Below are 19,242 nucleotides of genomic sequence, written 5' to 3' on the forward strand. Positions count from 1 at the left end.
CCGGCCCGGATTGGGTGCTGAGCGGTACGTCAAGTATCCTGGCTCTTCGGTCGCGCGTAGATCCGCGATCCCGGCTGCCCGTTTCGACTCCGGACCGGGTCGGCCCCTCCGATGCAGCACGACGCACATGATCGCGAAAGCAGGAAAAGCCCTGAACGGCCACCTCGACCACCGAAACCCCCTCGTGTTCGATACGCACGAGCTGGGTCGGCGTCCCGGTGCCCTCAAGCGGCTGACCCGCTCGGTCGAGGCACCGAAGGATCTGGGTATCGACGGCGTCATCGGTGTGCCGGAAGGCGCACCCGTGGTGCTGGACATCCGCCTCGAGTCGGTCATGGAAGGGGTGCTTGTCACAGGCACCGCCCGTGCGTCGGCCGAGGGGGAGTGCGTAAGGTGTCTGGAGCCGCTGACCGTAGAGGTCGAAGCGGACTTCCAGGAGATGTTCTCGTACCCTGACGCCGATGACCGGGGCCGCAGCAAAGCGGCGGACCCGGCCGACGACGCCGAGGACGACGAGGACGTGTTCTTCCTTGAGGACGGCTTGTTCGACCTCGAGTCAGTGCTGCGTGACGCGGTAGTGCTCGCACTGCCCATGCAGCCGGTGTGCAAGGAGACCTGCGCCGGCCTGTGTTCCGAATGCGGAATCAGGCTGGACGAGAATCCCGGCCACCACCACGACGCCGTCGACATTCGTTGGGCGGCACTGCAAGGACTCGCCGAGACCGTTCAGGACGGCGAGAAGGACAACATGGGCGGCGCCGAACCTGGCGTCGACGAGAAGCAGGAGAAGTAGCCGTGGCTGTTCCGAAGCGGAAGATGTCGCGCAGCAACACGCGCCACCGCCGGTCGCAGTGGAAGGCTGCGGTCCCCACCCTGGTTTCGTGCGAGCGTTGCCAGGAGCCGAAGCTCCAGCACATTGCGTGCCCGAGCTGCGGCACCTACAACAAGCGCCAGGTCCTCGAGGTCTGAGCGGCTGGTGAGAGGCCCGATGTCTGAGTTGTCCAGTGCCAAGAAGCAGGCAGACAACGTCAACACAGCCTCGTCCCACACGCTTCTGGAAGGGCGGCTCGGGTATCACCTCGAGTCCGCCCTTCTGGTGCGTGCGCTGACCCACCGTTCGTACGCATATGAGAACGGCGGTCTGCCCACCAACGAGCGGCTCGAATTCCTCGGGGATTCGGTGCTCGGCCTGGTGGTCACGGACACGCTGTACCGCACCCACCCCGACCTGCCCGAAGGCCAGCTGGCCAAGTTGCGGGCCGCGGTGGTCAACTCACGTGCACTTGCGGAAGTGGGCCGCGGCCTCGAACTCGGCTCCTTCATCCGGCTCGGCCGCGGTGAAGAGGGCACGGGGGGCCGGGACAAGGCTTCCATCCTCGCCGACACCCTTGAAGCGGTGATCGGTGCGGTCTACCTCGATCAGGGCCTCAGCGCGGCCTCGGAGCTGGTTCACCGGCTCTTCGACCCGCTGATCGACAGGTCCTCGAACCTCGGCGCCGGTCTGGACTGGAAAACCAGCCTCCAGGAGCTCACCGCGAGCGAGAGCCTCGGAGTCCCCGAGTACCTCGTCACGGAGACCGGCCCGGACCACGAGAAGACCTTCACTGCTGCTGCTCGCGTCGGTGGTGTCTCGTACGGCACCGGCACCGGCCGTAGCAAGAAGGAAGCGGAGCAACAGGCGGCGGAATCCGCCTGGCGTGAGATCAGCGCCGCCGCGGAAGCGCGGGAGGCCGCGGCGAAGGCCGCAGCCGACGGAGGGGTCGCCGACACCCCTGCCGAGCCGTCGCCGAACACGGACGTCGCTCCGGCCTGAAGCAACCGGGAACCCCTCGGTGCCTAGCGCACCGGGGGGTTTCCCTGTGCCGCACGAACCGTCCGTGCCGCACGAACCGTCCGTGCCGTCCGGACCGTCCGTGCCGTCCGGACCGTCCGTGCCGTACGGACATCCCCTTGTCGTCCCGTACCACCCAGTCGTTCCAGGAGCGCCATCGTGCCCGAGCTGCCCGAGGTAGAAGTCGTACGGCGAGGGCTGGAGCGCTGGGTCACCGGCCGCACCGTCACCGAGGTCGAGGTCCTGCACCCGCGCGCGGTCCGCAGACACCTCGCGGGCGGCGTGGACTTCGCGGCGCGGCTGCGCGGGGTCCGGTTCGGCACGGCGATGCGACGGGGCAAGTACCTCTGGGTGCCGCTGGAAGAGGAGTCCTCCTCGCTGCTGGGCCATCTCGGGATGAGCGGCCAGCTGCTCGTCCAGCCCGAGGACGCCGCCGACGAGAAGCACCTGCGGATCAGGATCCGGTTCGACGACGCGCTCGGCACCGAGCTGCGCTTCGTCGACCAGCGGACCTTCGGCGGGCTCTCGCTCCACGAGAACACCCCGGACGGGCTTCCCGACACCATCGCCCACATCGCCCGGGACCCGCTCGACCCGGAATTCGACGACGCCGCGTTCCACACGGCCCTGCGCCTGCGCCGTACGACGGTCAAACGCGCCCTGCTCGACCAGTCGCTGATCAGCGGCGTCGGCAACATCTACGCCGACGAGGCGCTGTGGCGGGCCAGGCTCCACTTCGACCGGCCGACCGCGACGCTGACCCGGCCCAAGTCGGCCGAGCTGCTCGGCCACGCCCGCGACGTGATGAACGCGGCCCTCGACCAGGGTGGCACCAGCTTCGACAGCCTCTATGTGAACGTGAACGGCGAGTCCGGCTACTTCGACCGCTCGCTCGACGCGTACGGGCGGGAGGGCGAGCCGTGCCACCGCTGCGGTACGCCGATGCGCCGCCGGGCCTGGATGAACCGCTCCAGCTACTACTGCCCGCGCTGCCAGCGGCCGCCGCGCGCCTCGTGACCGGCCCCCGCTCGCGCGGACCGCTCCGTGACCGGGTCGGGACAGCCCTCAGCGGCCGCCGTGCGCCTCGTCGTAGCGCTCGCGGGCCGTCAGTACCTCGGCCATCCGGTCCTGCACGAGCTGGATGAGTCCCAGCAGCCGCCCGGTCACCTCGCGGCCGAGGGGGGTCAGCTCGTAGTCCACCCGGGGCGGATTGGTGGGCTGTGCCTCCCGGTGCACGAGTCCGTCGCGCTCCAGGGCATGCAGGGTCTGGGAGAGCATCTTCTCGCTCACCCCGTCGACCCGACGGCGCAGCTCGTTGAAACGGAGGCTGCCCTCGTACAGCGCGCCGAGGGTGAGGCTGCCCCAGCGCCCGGTGACATGCTCCAGCGTGCCGCGCGAAGGGCACTGCCTGGAGAAGACGTCGAACGAGAGGCTGTCCATACGCCACACCTTACGCCCGCACAGCGCTTACCAGGAGAGTGCGCTGTGCGACGTAAAGGGGGGATGCGGGGGCGATACCGGTGGTGCCAGAAGCCCACAGAGGCGCTCGGAAGTCTCAGAAGCGCTCGGAAGCCTCAGAAGCCGAAGAACTGAGCCCCCCTTCACGGCGACCTGCGGAACAACGGGCTTTCACTGCCCTGACCTGCGGGGCAGTGGGGCACCATTGGTGAACGTTGGTGGCTGTGGGCCGTCGTTGGACGGCCCACAGACGGCCCCGGCTAGCGAGGCGAGGAGGGGTCCTGACACCTCCGTGACAGTCAGGGCCCCGTGACACCCAAACCCTTAGGCACGAGCGGTGTCACGCGGGCCTGACACCGCTCGTGACACCGCCTGACGGTGGCCCGTGACGTTGCCTGACACTGCCCGTGACACCTCGCGTGCCCCGCTCTGACACCCTCAGGGGCGTCGGGGTGTCAGGAGCGTCAGGCCGTGCGTCAGAGGGGTGTCAGACGCTCCTGACGGACGCGTCTACCTAGGGAAACGTGGTGTCAGGCCGTCAGGGGCGTCAGACGAAGAGCCGGATAGACCGCCCTTCGGGCGGGCGACTTTCCGGCGCCTCTGCGGGAGTTCTCCGCCAGGGCGTCGGCGCCTGCGGAACTCGGATGCCTTCCTACGCAGCACGCCCCTGCCTGAACCGCCTCGTGCTCATCCCGAACGCTCTGCACAAGCAAGAGGAGCACCCGCCGCCGCGCGTGCTCCTCTTGCTGTTCCGGGATATCCCGGTGTCAGGGCCGCCGCAGGCGTTGGCAGGGCTGCGATCCCACGTGGTGCAGCCGGGAGATGAAGAGGCCACCCCGCCCCGTGGCGTGGTGGTCTCTTCCTGGCGCCCGAGCGTTTCGACGGGTCCGGCAGCGGGCCGCGATACCGATATCGAGCAGAGGGAGGCGCCCCCGCACGGTCCGGGGAGGCAGGGAGAACTCCCTAACCCCCTCCCTGGGCCGCCTCCCTTGGCCTGACCAGCGCAAACCGTCGTTCAGGGAGGCAGGGAGGCAGTCAGACCAGCCCCCTGAAAGGGGCCGCTGCGAGCCAACCTGAGGGGGGTGTCTCCGCCTCCCTGACACATCCCGAGCAGGGATGCCGCACAGCAGCCGTCCGCCTCTCCCACTGAAATGCCTCCAGGAGCCACGTGGGGAGGCAGGGGGCTTCGGGCTTGAGGTCATCCGGCCGCTTCCCCTCCACGTAGCTTCTGAAGGCATTTCAGTGGGGGAGGCGGTCATTCCGCTGGCTCTCACCGCACCTCTTGCGCGCTGCTACCACTTTCATCTGCGGAGCCTGGAACCCCTTCTCCGCTAGTTGTATCCGCTGATGAGAAGACACCGAAGGCTGCCGACCGCCTCAACGCGTGCTGACGAATATGCCGAAAGTGTGGGCTGCGAGAGCCTGTCGTTGGGCAGGCGCATTGCTCTTCTTAGGACGGGTACCCAACCCGCTCTGAAACTGGAGACCTCATGGACCACATCGCTCTCGCCGCAGTCCTCCTCGGTGGGCTCAGCCTGCTCTGCGTCACCGTCGTCTGCGTCGTCGCGATTTGCCGCGCCCATCAAACGGACGTCGTCGCGGTCGTGCTGGCCCTTCCGGAGCTTGCCCTTGCGCTGCTCCGCCGTAGGCGCCCGTGACCAATCAGCTTAGGTGCCGTTCCTGAAGCAGTTCTGATTCCGCAACACTTCCCCTGCGCCGGCGCATCGGTGAAACGATGCCGAGATGACTCGGAACCGGAACTTCACCTCATGGTTGAAGACGCACTCAAAGGCTGAGAGCGCCATCGGTGACCTGGCGCGTGACGTCGCCGCAGACCCTGACTGGCCCAGCAGGCAGCGGCTCAATGGACAGCGGGGGTACTTGGAGGACCGGGGGGCGATTCCGGCCGCTGTGGAGACCCTGGAACGCGCGTGGGAGCTCTACGAGTCTCAGCGGTAGAAGGGCAAGAGACCACTCGGTCGCCGCGAGGTGGTCTCTTGGCTTTCCTGTATTCGCCGCGCCTACGTGCAAGAGGAGCTCGGCGCCACCTGGCAGCGAGCTCCTCTTGCACGTGGCCAGGCTCTTCAGGGGGTTCCGCTTAGCTCTCGCCCCCTCTCATCCTAGAGAGTTAAGGGAAGACAGCGTCCGTAGCGTCCGCAAGGTGTGGCGCACTATGCCTGACCTGCTGAAACAGTGCGGACGCTAAACAAAATGTATAGCGTCCGCCAGCGTCCGCAGCGTCCGCAAGATCCACTCCCTCTGAAGAGCATCACCGCAGGTCAAGGCGGCTCTTCAGAGGAGAGATGTGCGGACGCTGCGGACGCTGACCCCCGCACCGAGCGCTGGTTCCGGGCGGTCGCAAGCATTCCGCTTCGTACGTACAAGCAAGAGGAGCACCCCCGCCGGGGCCGCTGGTGCTCCTCTTGCTGTTCGGCTCAAGCCGCGCTTCGTGCTTGGCGGTACTACAAAGGACTTCCCCCTCTTTTTCTTAAGTAGGGAAGCTCTGCGTCACCTGCGTCACCTAGGACAGAAAGCGGCCCCTGAGCTGCACGAACAGGGGTGACGCAGACGGCCGATCCTGCGTCACCCCTGCGTCACCTGCGTCACCCCCCGCGTCACCGATGACGCAGACGATGACGCAGGGGTGACGCACCCCCAACCGGCTGCGTCACCCAAAACGCCAGGTCAGAGCCCCCGATGACGCGGGTGACGCGGTGACGCAGAAAACGGAGCCTCGGACAGGTCCTGTGCCATCGGATCGGAGGACCCGCACCGCGCCACGGCGCCGCGGCCGGACGACGCGCCTCGCGCGCTCGCGCAGCGGGCTGCAAAATGTCATGCGGCTTGCCGCTCCTTCTATCCACTCCCTCACCACGGCACGTGATTCTGGGCGGCAGAAGGTGACTCCAAGGTTGCGTAGTCCCTGCCAGGTCTAGCAGGGGCGGGTGCTAGACCTAGCAGGCGCGCTAGCGGCTCAAAGTGCCCCTGATCAGGGATCTAGCGTCTAGCGCTCGGTTTTCAGCCCTGCCGTTTCGAGGGCTTCCAGCACCGAATCAGGGTTGCCGCCGTAGACGATGTGAGGCTCATCGGCCTGAGGCGGGATGAATCTCGTCCGGTACCGAGTCAGGTCGCTTTCCGAGAAGAAGATCGAGTTCGGATCGGCCTTGTGGCGAGCGTTTCGCTCGCTGACTCGTGCCCAGAGTTCTTCGTGGCTCGCCTCCAGGTAGACAAGCATTACCCGACCCCCGGCGTTCGCGGCCACCGAGCTCCAGTGAGCGCGGTCTTCTGGAGTCCAGAACCCGTGATCGACCACGACGTTGTGTCCCGCCCGAAGCTGCTCACCGAGGTCTACGGCGATCTCTTCCAGCACCGGGCGTTCCAACTTCGGGAAGATGCCTCGCGGGAAGTCGACCCCGTACACACCATGGCGACGAAACATCTCCTCGTCCGGGCACAGCCGGACGAACCTGCGTGCCGTAAGGGCGCGCGAGAGAGTCGTCTTACCCGATCCGGGGAGCCCCGCCATTAGGACGCAGAACGGACCTGAGGTTGAAGCCGCCGTCACTGCGCTACCTCCGACTCCGTGAGCCACGTCCGGCCCGGCCCGCCGAGGTCTACGCCATATTCAACGACCTGGCCCGTACTGTCGATGAACTTCGCGGTCATGACGACCACCGGCTCCATCGGAGGGTTCGACGGGTCCAGCTCCAGGAGCCTGGCGTCTGTCGGCCTCAGCAGGCGGGCTGAAGCGGTGTCGATCCGGCGGGTGATCGGCCTTCCGGTGGCCTTGGCGATGAGCTGCAACGACGTGCCACCGGTGAGGCGGGCACTCTCGGCGAGTTGGGGCACCAGCTCTCCATACTCAGCGGGAATCCACGAGGTCGAATGCGCGACGATGCCGCGACGATCGCGATACACCCGGCGTCGGCGGATAACGTCTGAGTCCGGCGTGATCTCCAAGGCTGCTGCCACATCGGCCGGCGCTGAGACCATCGACGCCTCATGCGAGTCGGACCGCTCACCCGCTCCCCAGCTCGAACCGCTGCGGTGGCCACGATCCTGCCGCTGGGAGCCTGAGGACATCGGCGTGGGGCGGTCGATCACCTCGGTACCAATGCCGTGGATGCCTCGCACGAGCCCTTCGCCGCGAAGCTGCCGCAACGCCTTCTCGGCGGTGGCGGTGCTGACGCTCCACTCCTGTGACAGGGCTTTGATGCTGGGCAGAAGCTCGCCGGGCTGCAGTTTTCCTGAGGCGATCAGGTCCGTGTAGTGGGCGGCGATCCGTGCGTACGGCGCCCTATGACCAGCCTGCTCCGGCATTCTCAGCTCCTTCTCTCAGTTGATGAGTTCCCTAGCGTACCGCTTGACACCCTAGGGCGCCCTAGGGAACCCTAGGGATGTGCCCACCGGTTGCTCAAATCGGGAGGTGCAGCAGCGCTGTGGACCTGGTGCTGATCGTAAGAAAGCCCTGGCCAGAAGACCAGGGCTCTCACAGGGAGCGGCTCCCTACCGCCAAGCAGAACGCCGCTCCCCGACCCTCGAAGGGGTAAGTCCATGATGCCTGGAATTCTTGCGGAGCGTTCTACCGCTGGACAGCTGGTCAACGACGTCGATGTGTTCGGTGAGCCGGAGCAGGGGACACCGACCCGCGTAACGGTGCAGGTTCGTGCCTGCCTCTCCTTCGGGGAGCTGCTGGCGATGCTGGTGTTCACGCCCGGGCTGAATCTGCTCTGGGAGGAGCTGGACGAGGACGAGGCGATCCGGTACGGCGTCCAGTTCGCGGCCCTTTCGGCGGACCTGTTGGACCTGTACTACCTGGCCTCGTACGTCACGGCCCTGTACCGGGGTGACGAAGTGCTGCACACGGAGCGGGTGTACCCGGCCGTGGAGGTCGACTACCTGATGGCGGTCGGCCGCGCCGTCACCCGCGTATTCGGGGTGACCGCGTGAGTGCCCGTCACCTGACCGCGTCCCGTCGGCGCCTGCGCAAGGAACAGCTCGCACGCGTCCACGGGGCCCGGTGCACCTACTGCCGTCGCCGGTTCGCGGCGCTGCGGGAAGCGACCCTGGACCACATCGTGCCGGTGTCCCTCTACCGGACGTGGTCGGTCGGCAACCTCGCTCTTGCGTGCGCCAACTGCAACCACGCGAAGGCCGACCGGCTGCCGCTGTCCATGGCCCTTCTGCTGGTCTGGTGGACGGCTCCGGACCGGTCGGCCGTCCACCCGGTGCAAGAGGTGGACGTTCACGGTTTCCACCCGGTGTTCACCACCCCTCGGGACGCGTTCATCGAGAGCGCCGACGGCACCGCCGGTTCCCTTGCGGGAATTGGGAATCCGCCGGTCGGGGCGGGTGGAAACGGGGTGGACAGCCAACCGGTTTCCACCCCGTCCCCCTCGATCGACTGGCGCCTGCTGGCCCGACTCGCGCACGCCCGCCAGTCGGCCACCGCGCCCCGTGGACGCCCTGAGTGTCCGGGGGGACGCCGCGATCACCATTTGGGATTCCACCTGCGTGTTCACCCCCGCCACCGGCCCGACCGGTCGACCCGCACGCGGCTGTGCGCGCACCACCCGACCGGCGAGGGGGCGGCATGACACCCCCGATCCGCACGGCCGTCCGCACACCCCGCACGGTCACCCGCACGGCTACCCGCACGCCTGACCGGTCGAGGTGTTACCTGCGCGTACACCGGGGCCGCACGGCCACCCGCACAGTCACCCGCACGGCCACCACCCGCCTGCGCGGAACCGCAAGGACGGCAGCATGAACATCCCGACCAAGCGACTGAACGCCGTGAACGGTTCCGTGAACACCAGCCCCCCGGCGCTGAACACCGAGGGCGGCACCGTGAACGATCGACCCGACCACGTGAACACGATCCCGGCCGCCGTGAACAAGCGGCAGTCGACCGGCGGCCCGACCGATCGACCCGGCGGTGGTGACGGGGACGGAGGCAAGAAGCAGTCGGCCGCCGTCCGGCTGGTCGCTCTGGCGCGGGAGCGGTACACGTTCGTCACGTCGACCGACGGCCGCCCGTACGCGGTCGCGATCGACGGCCCGAACCTCGCTCTCCCTCTGCGTGGCCGGACCGGGCTTCGCCAGCGTCTCGCCCGCCTGTACGCCGACACCTTCGAAGGGGACGTTGCCTCGCAGTCGGCCCTGGCGGACGCGATGACGGTGCTGGAGGGGATCGCGGATTCCGAGGACCCGGTACCGGTCCATCTGCGGGTCGGGAACGACGACTCGGGCCGGATCGTGGTCGACCTGGGGACCGCGGACGGCCGTGCCGTGACCGTGTCCGGGGCCGACGGATGGCACGTGGTGGAGCGCTCCCCGGTGCTGTTCCGCCGCTCCGGGGCCATGGCCCCGATGCCGACCCCGGTCCTGGACGGTGACGGCCTGGCCAAGCTCCACGGGCTGCTGAACATGGACGAGACCACGTTCCGGCAGCTGGTGGCGTGGCTGGTCGCCGCGTGGATCCCGACCATTCCGCACCCGGTCCTGACGTTCAAGGGCGAGCAGGGCACGGGGAAGTCGAAGACGGCGCAGATGGTCGTGAACCTCATCGACCCGTCGCCCGCCTCGAAACGGTCGCAGCCGCGGGACATCAAGGCTTGGTCCGCGCAGGCGTTCAACTCGTGGGCGCTGTGCCTGGACAACGTCAGCACGATCCCGCCGTGGCTCTCCGACACTCTGTGCAAGGCCGTCACCGGCGACGGGATCGTGGACCGGGCCCTGTACACCGACGACGACGTGGTCGTGCTGTCCTTCCGCCGGGTGCTGGCCATGACGACGATCGACGCGGGGGCGCTGGCCGGAGACCTCGCGGAACGGCTCCTGATGCTCGATCTCCAGCTGATCGAGGAAGACCGGCGCCGGACGGAAGAGGAGCTGGACGGCCGGTTCGAAGAGGTCCGGCCGGCCGTTCTGGGAGCTCTCTTCGATCTCCTGGCGTGCGTGCTGGCCACCCTGCCCACGGTGCGGCTCGACTCCATGCCCCGCATGGCCGACTTCGCCCGCGTGCTGGCCGCCGTCGACCAGGTCCAGGAGTGGCAGACCCTGGACACCTACCTCACCGCTTCCGCGAACGTCGCGGGCGACGCGCTGGAAGGCGACTTGTTCGGCTCGGCGGTCGCGGCCCTGGTCGAAGAGGCCGGGACATGGACCGGGACCGCGGCGCAGCTTCTCGAACAGCTCCAGCCGCCCGGCGGGGTCCGGCCGCCGAACTGGCCCAAGGACGCCACCCGCGCGGGAGGCAAGGTCAAGCGCCTCGCTCCGCTCCTGCGGTCCGTCGGGATCACGGTGGACGACACGCAGCGTAGCCGTGACAGGCACCGTCACAAGCTCCTGATCCTCACCCGGACCGATCCGCCCGACGAGTCAGCGTCCGCAGCGTCCGCACCGCAGGAACAGACCCTGTGGCCCGACGTGGCCCCCATCGGACAGGGACACATCCCGCCTGACCTGCACTGACGTAGCCGGAACACCACCGGGCCGGGCCGCGAAACAGCGGCCCGGACACGTCACCCGCTGCGGACGCTGAAGCCGTCCAGCGTCCGCAGCGTCCGCACCAGCGTCCGCACCTCTCACCCCAACTGACCTGCGAAGACAGGTGGGTGCGGACGCTGGGACGCTGCGGACGCTGCGATACATCAACTCTCTAGTACGGCGACCGGCACCACTCCCACGCACCGCACCACGGACACGAGGAGTAACCACCACCATGGCCACCGACCCCCGCGCGACCCTCCGCGCCGGACTCCCGGACCGCTACCTCACCCCCGAAGACCTCGCCGCGCTGCTCACCGTCCCGGTCGAGACCGTCTACCACTGGCGCAAGCGCCGCACCGGACCGCCCGGCTTCCGCGTCGGCCGCCACATCCGCTACGACCCCGCCGCCGTCCGCGACTGGATCACCCAGCAGACCACCCGCGACGCCGCCTGACACCCGTCACATGTGACAGCCGCGTCACACCCAAACCCCTAGGCGGGAGCGGGTGTGACGCGCCCTCACGGCGGCCCGTCACACCCCCGCGTGACGGCGTCACACCCCCGCCGTCACAGCGTCACACCCACCCGGTCGGCAGCTGAAATGCCCCGGTTTGCCACCCGGTCGACGGACACCGCTACCCGGTCGGCCGACCACCCAACGGGGGGCAGCGACCACCCGGCAAACCGGGGTCAAACGGGCGCCGACCGGGTTGCGACCACCCGGACGACCACCCAATTTGCCCCGGACTGCACCCCGGACAACCGGGCGGACAGGGGGCGGACACGACCCGGGCACCGTCCACCCCCCTGTCCACCCTGCTGTCCGCCCTCACCGACCCAAGGCACAGCACCCAACCGAGAGGAGTCAGCCACCATGGCTGGCCACATCCAAGACCGCTGGTTCAAGACCGAGACCACTTCAGACGGCAAGACCAGCCGCACAAAGACCGACCGTCACGGAACCGGCCTCCGTTACCGGGCCCGCTACATCGGGCCCAACGGCACCGAGAAGTCCAAGAGCTTTCCTGACAAGCAGAAGCGACTGGCCGAGCAGTGGCTGAACGAGACGGCGGCCGACATGGCGCGCGGACACTACGTCGACCCAGATGCAGGGAAGGTGACGTTCGGGCAGTACGCCATCAAGTGGATGACCACCCAGATGACAGACCCCGCAACCAGGGAGTCCGTAGAGATGCGACTTCGGCTCCACGCGATCCCTCATCTGGGACAGCGCTCCTTGGCCTCTTTCAACCCGACTCACCTGCGGCAGTGGATTCGGACCCTGGAGGATGCCGGGCTCTCACCCGCCTACCGGCGCGGAATCTTCGCGCACGTCTCGACTGTGTTTACGGCAGCGGTCGAGGACCGGCTTATCCACTCGAATCCGTGCAGCGCCCGTTCGGTCAAGGCACCCCGCCTTGATCCGCGCAAGGTCAAGCCGTGGCCGGCCGATCGCGTGATGGCTGTGCGAGCAGCGCTTCCCGAGCGATATCGCGTCCTGGTCGAGCCTGCCGCCGGGTGTGGCCTGCGGCAGGGGGAAGTCTTCGGGTTGGCCGTTGAGGACGTGGACTTTCTTGGTGGAGTCGTGCATGTGGTGCGGCAGGTGAAGCTTCTGCGTAACCGGCCGGTGTTCGCCCCTCCCAAGGGAGGCAAGGAGAGGGATGTTCCGTTGCCTGATTCGGTTGCGGACGCCTTGAGGGCGCACCTGGTGAAGCATCCGGCGAAGGAGATCACCTTGCCGTGGAAGTCGGCGGACGGGAGGCCCGTCACCGCGACCCTGATCCTTTACAGCCCTGAGGGCCTCTCCCTGAACCGCAATCGCTTCAATCACCGGGTGTGGAAGCCCGCTCTCGAAGCCGCGGGCGTCCCCACGGTTCGCGACAACGGTACGCACGCGCTGCGGCACTTCTACGCGTCGGTGCTCCTGGACGCCGGGGAGAGCATCAAGGCTCTCAGCGAGTATCTGGGGCACCACGACCCAGGTTTCACGCTACGGACGTATACCCATCTCATGCCTGCGAGCGAGACTCGTACCCGCGCGGCGGTGGACGGCGTCTTCAACGGAACCGGGCACACCCACGGCCCTGAGACGGCCCATGGGCACGAAGGTGTCTCTGACCTGCGGACTTCTCAGAAGCCGAAGTCCTGCGTCCACCAGGGGCCGCCGGAACCGGCGTGCATGCCGACGCCGAGGGTCTTGTAATCGCAGTTGAGAATGTTTGCCCGGTGCCCGTCGCTGTTCATCCAAGCCGCCATCACGGCCTTGGCGTCGGCCTGTCCGCGGGCGATGTTCTCGCCGCCGAGCCCCTGTATGCCGGCCTTCGCGGCACGGTCCCAGGGGGTCGCGCCGTCGGGGTCGGTGTGGTCGAAGAAGCCGCGCGCAGCCATGTCCTCGCTGAAGTTCTGGGCGAGCGCGGTCAACGGGGCGCTGGTGGTGACCGGGGAGCAGCCGACCTTGGACCGTTCCTGGTTCACCAGGGCGAGGACGGCGGCCTGCGCGGAGGTGGCGGAGGGCGAGGGGGCGGCCGGTGCCTTCCGGGACGGTGCGGCGGACGAGGTCTTCGGCGCGGCCGGGGCCTTCGTCGCCGGGCTCGTGGTCTTCCTCGGCGTCGCGGGGGGAGTCTTCGACGGCGTCTTCGAGGGCGCCTTCGACTCGGTCGGCCTCTTCGACGGCACGGCGGCCGGCTTGCTGGGGGTGGCGGAAGCGGAAGCGGACTTCGACGGAGCCTTCGGCCGTGCGCTGCCCCGGCTTGCGGGGTTGGAGGCCGAAGCGGAGGCGCGGTCGGTCGGCTCGGCCGAGTCGCCGCCCTGCGTCAGGAGGTCCGGTGCGCCACCGGAGCGCAGCTGGTCCGCGGTGGACGTACCGCCCACGGTGTGGGTGTCACCACCGGGCAGCAGACCCGAGGCCAGGGCGACCGCTCCCAGGGCCACCGCCGCGGAGACGCCGAGGAGCCCGGTGCGCACGGGCAGGGAAGCCCGCTTCTTCCGTCGCGCATCCCGGTGCCCGAACGCGGCTCCGGCCGCGTTCTCCTCGGCGGCGGGGTCTGCGGCGGATCGTCGGTGGCGTCCCATGCGCAGTGCCTTCCTGGTGCTCCGGACGCCCCTGCGACGTCACAATTCTCAGCCGTACTCACCCGTTCGAGTGAGACTATTGCGACCGGACTGTACGCCATGGGTCAAAGGGGCGAAGTGCTCCGAGGGCCATTGGCCCGTTAGCGTTCACGTATGAGCGAAGACGCACGACTCGTCGTTTGGGTACGCGGCCGAGTACAGCAAGTAGGCTTCCGCTGGTTCACCAGGGCAAACGCTTTGGAGATCGGTGGGCTGATCGGCTTTGCCCTCAATCTCGACGACGGCAGGGTGCAGGTCGTCGCCGAGGGTCCACGTGAGAATTGCCACCGTTTGCTGGACTGGCTGCGTTCCGACGACACACCCGGGCGCGTGGACGGAGTCACTGAGATCTGGGACACGCCGCGCGGGGGTTACGAGGGATTCGCGATCCGTTGATCACGGCATCGGCGAGGGGCTGTGGATTCGCACCGTATACGGAGCGCGCCGGGCGGTTACCGAAGAGTTCAGGGTGACCCCGCACCCGAAATGACCTGCGAAGGGACCTGGCGGCGGCCTGTGGTTGCCAAGAACGGGCCGGCGTGCCAGGCTGCGGCATTAACGAAGATCTCCACGCCCCTCAGGGCCCCGCAGGAGAGTCGCGCCGCATGATCGAAAAGCCGCGCACCCCCGGGACGCCCGCCTCTACGGGGTGTGATCGTGTTGACCGTCAAACTTTTTGGTGAGACGCTGAAAACCCCGCGCACCTTAGCTGTTTGGCAGAGCTGTTTGGCAGCAGAACCGCAGTGTTGACAGGGCACTGCCGAGCACCGCGGGTGCGATTCCCTCACGACCCACACCGCTCTCGGTCGGTCACTCAGTGTGGAGGACCATCCATCATGGCAAAGGCGCTTCTCGGTTACGTCGGCGGTTCCGACCCGCGACTCCTCGCCGAGATGCGACGGCTCCAGCAGCGCGTCCAGGACCTGGAATCCGAGCTTGTACGGATCCAGGACGAGAACGACGCGCTGAACGCCGCCGCCCAGCACCAAGAGTCGCTGCTCGACAGCATCGACATCGACGTACCCCAGGCGGAGCCTGCGCTGACCTGACCGGTGGCCCCGTGGGGCCGGTCGGGCCGGGCATGCTCAGCCGCCTGAGAATTACTGGATCGTCTTCGTCACGGATCGCGCACCGGAACACCGAGGGTGTCCCGGAACACCGGGCATGTGCTCATCGTCCGGTGTGTCAGCGATCCGTCACGCAGGACGCCGCGCAAGATTTACAGGGACGCTTCGGCGTCCCTTTCTTTCGTTCTCGACCCCCCGGTCGCACATTCCCGCCCCCGGCGCCGATCCGGGCCCCCGCCCGGACGTACAGCCCTTCCCTTACCGTCTGATGTGCCCTGCACCTTCAGCAGCGAAACCGAGAGTGAAAGGTAGAGTCCGGCGGCGTGCACCTCAAGGCCCTGACCCTGCGTGGTTTCAAATCGTTCGCCTCCGCCACGACCCTGCGGTTCGAACCGGGGATCACCTGTGTCGTCGGACCCAATGGATCAGGCAAATCCAATGTGGTGGACGCGCTCTCCTGGGTCATGGGGGAACAGGGCGCCAAGTCCCTGCGCGGCGGCAAGATGGAGGACGTGATCTTCGCCGGCACGACCGGGCGGCCACCGCTCGGCCGGGCGGAAGTGTCGCTGACCATTGACAATTCCGATGGCGCGCTCCCCATCGAATACGCCGAAGTGACGATCACCCGGATCATGTTCCGCAATGGCGGCAGCGAATACCAGATCAATGGGGACACCTGCCGGCTGCTCGACATCCAGGAACTCCTCTCGGACTCCGGAATCGGCCGCGAGATGCATGTCATCGTCGGCCAGGGTCAGTTGGACTCCGTACTGCATGCCGATCCGATGGGCCGCCGCGCCTTCATCGAGGAGGCCGCGGGTGTGCTCAAACACCGCAAGCGAAAAGAAAAGGCGCTGCGGAAGCTGGACGCGATGGGGGCCAATCTGGCTCGCGTCCAGGACCTCACCGACGAACTGCGCCGCCAGCTGAAGCCGCTCGGCAGACAGGCGGCCGTCGCCCGCCGGGCCGCGGTCATCCAGGCCGATCTGCGCGACGCCCGGCTGCGGCTCCTCGCCGACGACCTCGTGACCCTGCACAGCGCGCTGCGCGACGAGATCGCCGACGAGGCCGAACTGAAGAAGCGCAAGGACGCCGCGGAGGCCGAGCTCAAGGCGGCCCTCGCCCGGGAGGCGGAGCTGGAGGGCGAGGTGCGGCGCCTCGCGCCGAGACTCCAGCGGGCCCAGCAGACCTGGTACGAACTGTCGCAGCTCGCGGAACGGGTACGCGGCACGATCTCGCTGGCCGACGCCCGGGTCAAGAGCGCCACCGCCGCGCCCGCGGAGGAACGGCGCGGGCGGGACCCGGAGGACATGGAGCGCGAGGCAGCCCGGATCCGCGAGCAGGAGGCGGAGCTGACGGCCGCGCTGGAGGCCGCGGAACACGCCCTGGAGGACACCGTCGCCCACCGGTCCGACCTGGAGCGGGAGTTGGCGGCCGAGGAGCGCAGGCTCAAGGACGCCGCGCGGGCCATCGCGGACCGGCGCGAAGGGCTCGCGCGGCTGAACGGCCAGGTCAACGCGGCCCGCAGCCGGGCCGGCTCGGCCCAGGCGGAGATCGACCGGCTGGCCGCGTCCCGCGACGAGGCGCGGGAGCGCGCGGCCGTGGCCCAGGAGGAGTACGAGCAGCTCAAGGCCGAGGTCGACGGCCTGGACGCGGGCGACGCGGAGCTGGCCGGGCGGCACGAGGCCGCCAAGCGCGCGCTCGACGGGGCGGAGGCGGCCCACGGTGCGGCGCGGGAGGCCACGACGGCCGCCGAGCGCGAGCGCGCAGCGGTCGCGGCCCGGCACGAGGCGCTGGCCCTGGGCCTGCGCCGCAAGGACGGCACGGGCGCGCTGCTCGGTGCCCGCGACCGGCTGTCCGGTCTGCTCGGCCCGGCCGCGGAACTGCTCACGGTGGTACCGGGGTACGAGGTCGCGGTGGCGGCAGCCCTGGGCGCGGCGGCGGACGCGGTGGCGGTGACGGACCCGGCCACGGCCGCGGAGGCGATCCGGCTGCTGCGCAAGGAGGACGCGGGGCGTGCGGCGCTGCTGCTGGGCGCCGGCCCACGGGCGGCTGCCCAGGCGGGCGTTCAGCTGGGTGGTCAGCATCTACCCGGGCAGGGGGACGCGCATGTGACGGGGCACGGGGGTGCCGCCGTTCCGGGGCAGGCCGGCGAAGCGTCGGTGAGCGGTCCCGGCGCGCACGTACCCGGACAGGTGGACGCGCACGTACCCGGGCAGGTGGACGCGACACAGCTGCCCGGCCGGGGTGACGCGTACCCGGGTGGGCAGAGCGACACGGGCGTCCGTCCGGCCGCCGCCGACGCCCCCTCCGCCCCGGCCGCCCTGGTGGCCGCCGGGGACGAGGCCCCGCTCGCGGGAGCGCCCGCCGTCGCCGGGCTGGTGCGGGGGCCCGCCGAGCTGATGGGCGCCGTGCGCGCACTGGTGCGGGACATGGTGGTCGTCGGCACCCTGGAGGACGCCGAGGACCTGGTCGCCGCACACCCCGGGCTGACCGCGGTGACCGGTGAGGGCGACGTGCTGTCGGCCCACTTCGCGCACGGCGGTTCCGCCGGGGCGCCGAGCCTCCTGGAAGTGCAGGCGTCCGTCGACGAGGCGGCCGCCGACCTGGCGGAGCTGGCCGTGCGGTGCGAGGAGCTGGCCGCTGCCCAGCGGCTCGCGGGGGAGCGGCGCCGGGCCGGTGCCGCGCTCGTCGAGGAGCTGGGGGAGCGGCGCCGCGCCGCGGAGCGGGAGAAGTCGGGCGTGGCCCAGCAGCTGGGGCGGCTCGCCGGGCAGGCCCGGGGAGCCGCGGGCGAGGCCGAGCGGACCGCCGCGTCCGCGGCCCGCGCCCAGGAGGCCCTGGAGCGGGCGACCGAGGAGGCGGCGGAGCTGGCCGAGCGGCTGCTGGTGGCGGAGGAGCTGCCGGTCGACGAGGAGCCCGACACCTCCGTACGGGACCGGCTCGCCGCCGACGGTGCCAACGCCCGCCAGACCGAGATGGAGGCCCGTCTCCAGGCCCGTACCCATGAGGAACGGGTGAAGTCGCTCGCCGGGCGCGCCGACTCCCTGGACCGCGCGGCCCGTGCCGAACGTGAGGCCCGCGCCCGCGCCGAGCAGCACCGGGCCCGGCTGCGGCACGAGGCCGCGGTGGCCTCCGCCGTCGCCTCCGGTGCCCGTCAGCTGCTCGCGCACGTCGAGGTGTCCGTCGTACGGGCCCAGGAGGAGCGGGCCTCGGCGGAGGCGGCGAAGGCCGAACGCGAGCGGGAGCTGGCGGCCGAGCGGGACCGGGGCCGGGCGCTGAAGGGCGAGCTGGACAAGCTGACCGACTCGGTGCACCGCGGTGAGGTCCTGGGTGCCGAGAAGCGGCTGCGGATAGAGCAGTTGGAGGCGAAGGCGCTGGAGGAGCTCGGCGTGGAGCCGGCCGGGCTGGCGGCCGAGTACGGACCGGACCAGCTGGTTCCGCCGTCCCCGGCGGCCCAGGGCGAGGAGCTGCCGGAGGATCCGCAGGACCCGCGCAACCAGCCGAGGCCGTTCGTCAGGGCCGAGCAGGAGAAGCGGCTGAAGTCGGCCGAACGGGCGTATCAGCAACTCGGGAAGGTGAATCCGCTCGCCCTGGAGGAGTTCTCGGCGCTGGAGGAGCGGCACAAGTTCCTCTCCGAGCAGCTGGAGGACCTGAAGAAGACCCGGGCCGATCTGCTCCAGGTGATCAAGGAGGTCGACGAGCGGGTCGAGCAGGTGTTCACCGAGGCGTACCGGGACACGGCCCGCGAGTTCGAGGGCGTCTTCTCACGGCTCTTCCCCGGTGGCGAGGGGCGGCTGATCCTGACCGATCCCGACAACATGCTCGCCACGGGCGTGGACGTCGAGGCCCGCCCGCCGGGCAAGAAGGTCAAGCGGCTCTCCCTGCTGTCGGGCGGCGAGCGGTCCCTGACGGCCGTGGCGTTGCTGGTCTCGATCTTCAAGGCGAGGCCGAGCCCGTTCTATGTGATGGACGAGGTCGAGGCGGCGCTGGACGACACCAATCTGCAGCGGCTGATCCGGATCATGGAGGAGCTCCAGGAGAGCTCCCAGCTGATCGTGATCACGCACCAGAAGCGGACGATGGAGGTCGCCGACGCGTTGTACGGGGTCTCCATGCAGGGCGATGGAGTCTCGAAGGTCATCAGCCAGCGGCTGCGCTGAACCTTTACCTAATCTTCAAGGCTTCAACGGGCTATTCCCCTGCTTCGGGGTAGAAGTCGGCTCGCAAGAGAAATTCGACTTCGAGATCTGAATGAATAATTCCTGCGAAGTTGATTTCACC

At 69.0% G+C, this 19,242-nt stretch carries 18 protein-coding genes; 14 read left to right on the forward strand and 4 right to left on the reverse strand.

The window, feature by feature from the left end; all coding sequences use genetic code 11:
* Positions 1–127: 127 nt before the first annotated feature.
* The 4 genes from OG251_RS29295 (at position 128) to mutM (ending at position 2,848) form a co-directional block, all read left to right on the forward strand.
* Positions 128–793: a YceD family protein gene (locus tag OG251_RS29295; RefSeq protein WP_326679914.1), complete on the forward strand. Its 666-nt coding sequence runs from the start codon at positions 128–130 to the stop codon at positions 791–793.
* Positions 794–795: 2 nt separating this feature from the next.
* Complete coding sequence (gene rpmF / locus OG251_RS29300; protein ID WP_003965982.1) at positions 796–969, forward strand: 50S ribosomal protein L32; 174 nt, start codon at positions 796–798, stop codon at positions 967–969.
* 19 nt (positions 970–988) lie between these two features.
* Positions 989–1,813: a ribonuclease III gene (rnc, locus tag OG251_RS29305; RefSeq protein ID WP_073726902.1), complete on the forward strand. Its 825-nt coding sequence runs from the start codon at positions 989–991 to the stop codon at positions 1,811–1,813.
* A 177-nt stretch (positions 1,814–1,990) separates the two neighbouring features.
* The gene (mutM, locus tag OG251_RS29310) at positions 1,991–2,848 is read left to right on the forward strand and encodes a bifunctional DNA-formamidopyrimidine glycosylase/DNA-(apurinic or apyrimidinic site) lyase (RefSeq protein ID WP_326679915.1); all 858 of its coding nucleotides are present in this window, start codon (positions 1,991–1,993) and stop codon (positions 2,846–2,848) included.
* A 48-nt stretch (positions 2,849–2,896) separates the two neighbouring features.
* Here mutM and OG251_RS29315 read toward each other — a convergent pair whose 3' ends face one another.
* Entirely contained in the window at positions 2,897–3,271 is a 375-nt protein-coding gene (locus tag OG251_RS29315; protein ID WP_326679916.1) for a winged helix-turn-helix transcriptional regulator, read from the reverse strand.
* 1,508 nt (positions 3,272–4,779) lie between these two features.
* Here OG251_RS29315 and OG251_RS29320 point away from each other — a divergent pair.
* Together OG251_RS29320 and OG251_RS29325 are read left to right on the forward strand one after the other, a co-directional pair.
* Positions 4,780–4,947 carry a hypothetical protein gene (locus OG251_RS29320; protein WP_326679917.1) on the forward strand — a complete coding sequence of 56 codons (168 nt, stop codon included), beginning with the start codon at positions 4,780–4,782 and terminating at the stop codon, positions 4,945–4,947.
* Between the two features lie 85 nt (positions 4,948–5,032).
* Complete coding sequence (locus OG251_RS29325) at positions 5,033–5,248, forward strand: YozE family protein (protein ID WP_326679918.1); 216 nt, start codon at positions 5,033–5,035, stop codon at positions 5,246–5,248.
* Between the two features lie 1,045 nt (positions 5,249–6,293).
* Here the strand turns inward: OG251_RS29325 and OG251_RS29330 are convergent.
* Positions 6,294–6,815: an AAA family ATPase gene (locus OG251_RS29330; RefSeq protein ID WP_326681459.1), complete on the reverse strand. Its 522-nt coding sequence runs from the start codon at positions 6,813–6,815 to the stop codon at positions 6,294–6,296.
* Positions 6,816–6,850: 35 nt separating this feature from the next.
* Positions 6,851–7,609: a GntR family transcriptional regulator gene (locus OG251_RS29335; protein ID WP_326679919.1), complete on the reverse strand. Its 759-nt coding sequence runs from the start codon at positions 7,607–7,609 to the stop codon at positions 6,851–6,853.
* Positions 7,610–7,843: 234 nt separating this feature from the next.
* Between OG251_RS29335 and OG251_RS29340 the strand changes: the two genes are divergently transcribed.
* From OG251_RS29340 to OG251_RS29360, 5 genes are all read left to right on the forward strand, one after another.
* On the forward strand, positions 7,844–8,239 hold the full coding sequence (locus OG251_RS29340) for a hypothetical protein (RefSeq protein WP_326679920.1): 396 nt from the start codon (positions 7,844–7,846) through the stop codon (positions 8,237–8,239).
* The gene (locus OG251_RS29345) at positions 8,236–8,886 is read left to right on the forward strand and encodes an HNH endonuclease (RefSeq protein ID WP_326679921.1); all 651 of its coding nucleotides are present in this window, start codon (positions 8,236–8,238) and stop codon (positions 8,884–8,886) included. Before OG251_RS29340 ends, OG251_RS29345 begins: the two co-directional genes overlap by 4 nt.
* A gap of 169 nt (positions 8,887–9,055) precedes the next feature.
* A complete protein-coding gene (locus OG251_RS29350) occupies positions 9,056–10,765 on the forward strand; it encodes an ATP-binding protein (RefSeq protein WP_326679922.1) in 1,710 nt (569 codons plus the stop codon).
* 250 nt (positions 10,766–11,015) lie between these two features.
* The gene (locus OG251_RS29355; RefSeq protein WP_326679923.1) at positions 11,016–11,237 is read left to right on the forward strand and encodes a helix-turn-helix domain-containing protein; all 222 of its coding nucleotides are present in this window, start codon (positions 11,016–11,018) and stop codon (positions 11,235–11,237) included.
* Between the two features lie 420 nt (positions 11,238–11,657).
* Positions 11,658–12,986: a tyrosine-type recombinase/integrase gene (locus OG251_RS29360; protein WP_326679924.1), complete on the forward strand. Its 1,329-nt coding sequence runs from the start codon at positions 11,658–11,660 to the stop codon at positions 12,984–12,986.
* On the opposite strand, the gene OG251_RS29365 is transcribed toward OG251_RS29360, so the two are convergent.
* Positions 12,914–13,855, reverse strand: coding sequence for a CAP domain-containing protein (locus tag OG251_RS29365; RefSeq protein ID WP_326679925.1), 942 nt, complete (start codon positions 13,853–13,855; stop codon positions 12,914–12,916). The two genes, OG251_RS29360 and OG251_RS29365, sit on opposite strands and share 73 nt — an antisense overlap.
* A 153-nt stretch (positions 13,856–14,008) precedes the next feature.
* Between OG251_RS29365 and OG251_RS29370 the strand changes: the two genes are divergently transcribed.
* The 3 genes from OG251_RS29370 to OG251_RS29380 all read left to right on the forward strand — a co-directional run bounded on the left by OG251_RS29370 (position 14,009) and on the right by OG251_RS29380 (position 19,121).
* Positions 14,009–14,290, forward strand: a complete 282-nt coding sequence (locus OG251_RS29370; protein ID WP_073726894.1) for an acylphosphatase — start codon at positions 14,009–14,011, stop codon at positions 14,288–14,290.
* A gap of 440 nt (positions 14,291–14,730) precedes the next feature.
* Positions 14,731–14,943 carry a hypothetical protein gene (locus tag OG251_RS29375; protein ID WP_018551753.1) on the forward strand — a complete coding sequence of 71 codons (213 nt, stop codon included), beginning with the start codon at positions 14,731–14,733 and terminating at the stop codon, positions 14,941–14,943.
* Positions 14,944–15,284: 341 nt separating this feature from the next.
* Positions 15,285–19,121 (forward strand): AAA family ATPase, encoded by a 3,837-nt coding sequence (locus OG251_RS29380; protein WP_326679926.1) that lies wholly within the window; start codon positions 15,285–15,287, stop codon positions 19,119–19,121.
* The last annotated feature ends 121 nt before the right edge of the window (positions 19,122–19,242 follow it).

The sequence above is a fragment of the Streptomyces sp. NBC_01237 genome, assembly GCF_035917275.1.
GTDB lineage: Bacteria > Actinomycetota > Actinomycetes > Streptomycetales > Streptomycetaceae > Streptomyces.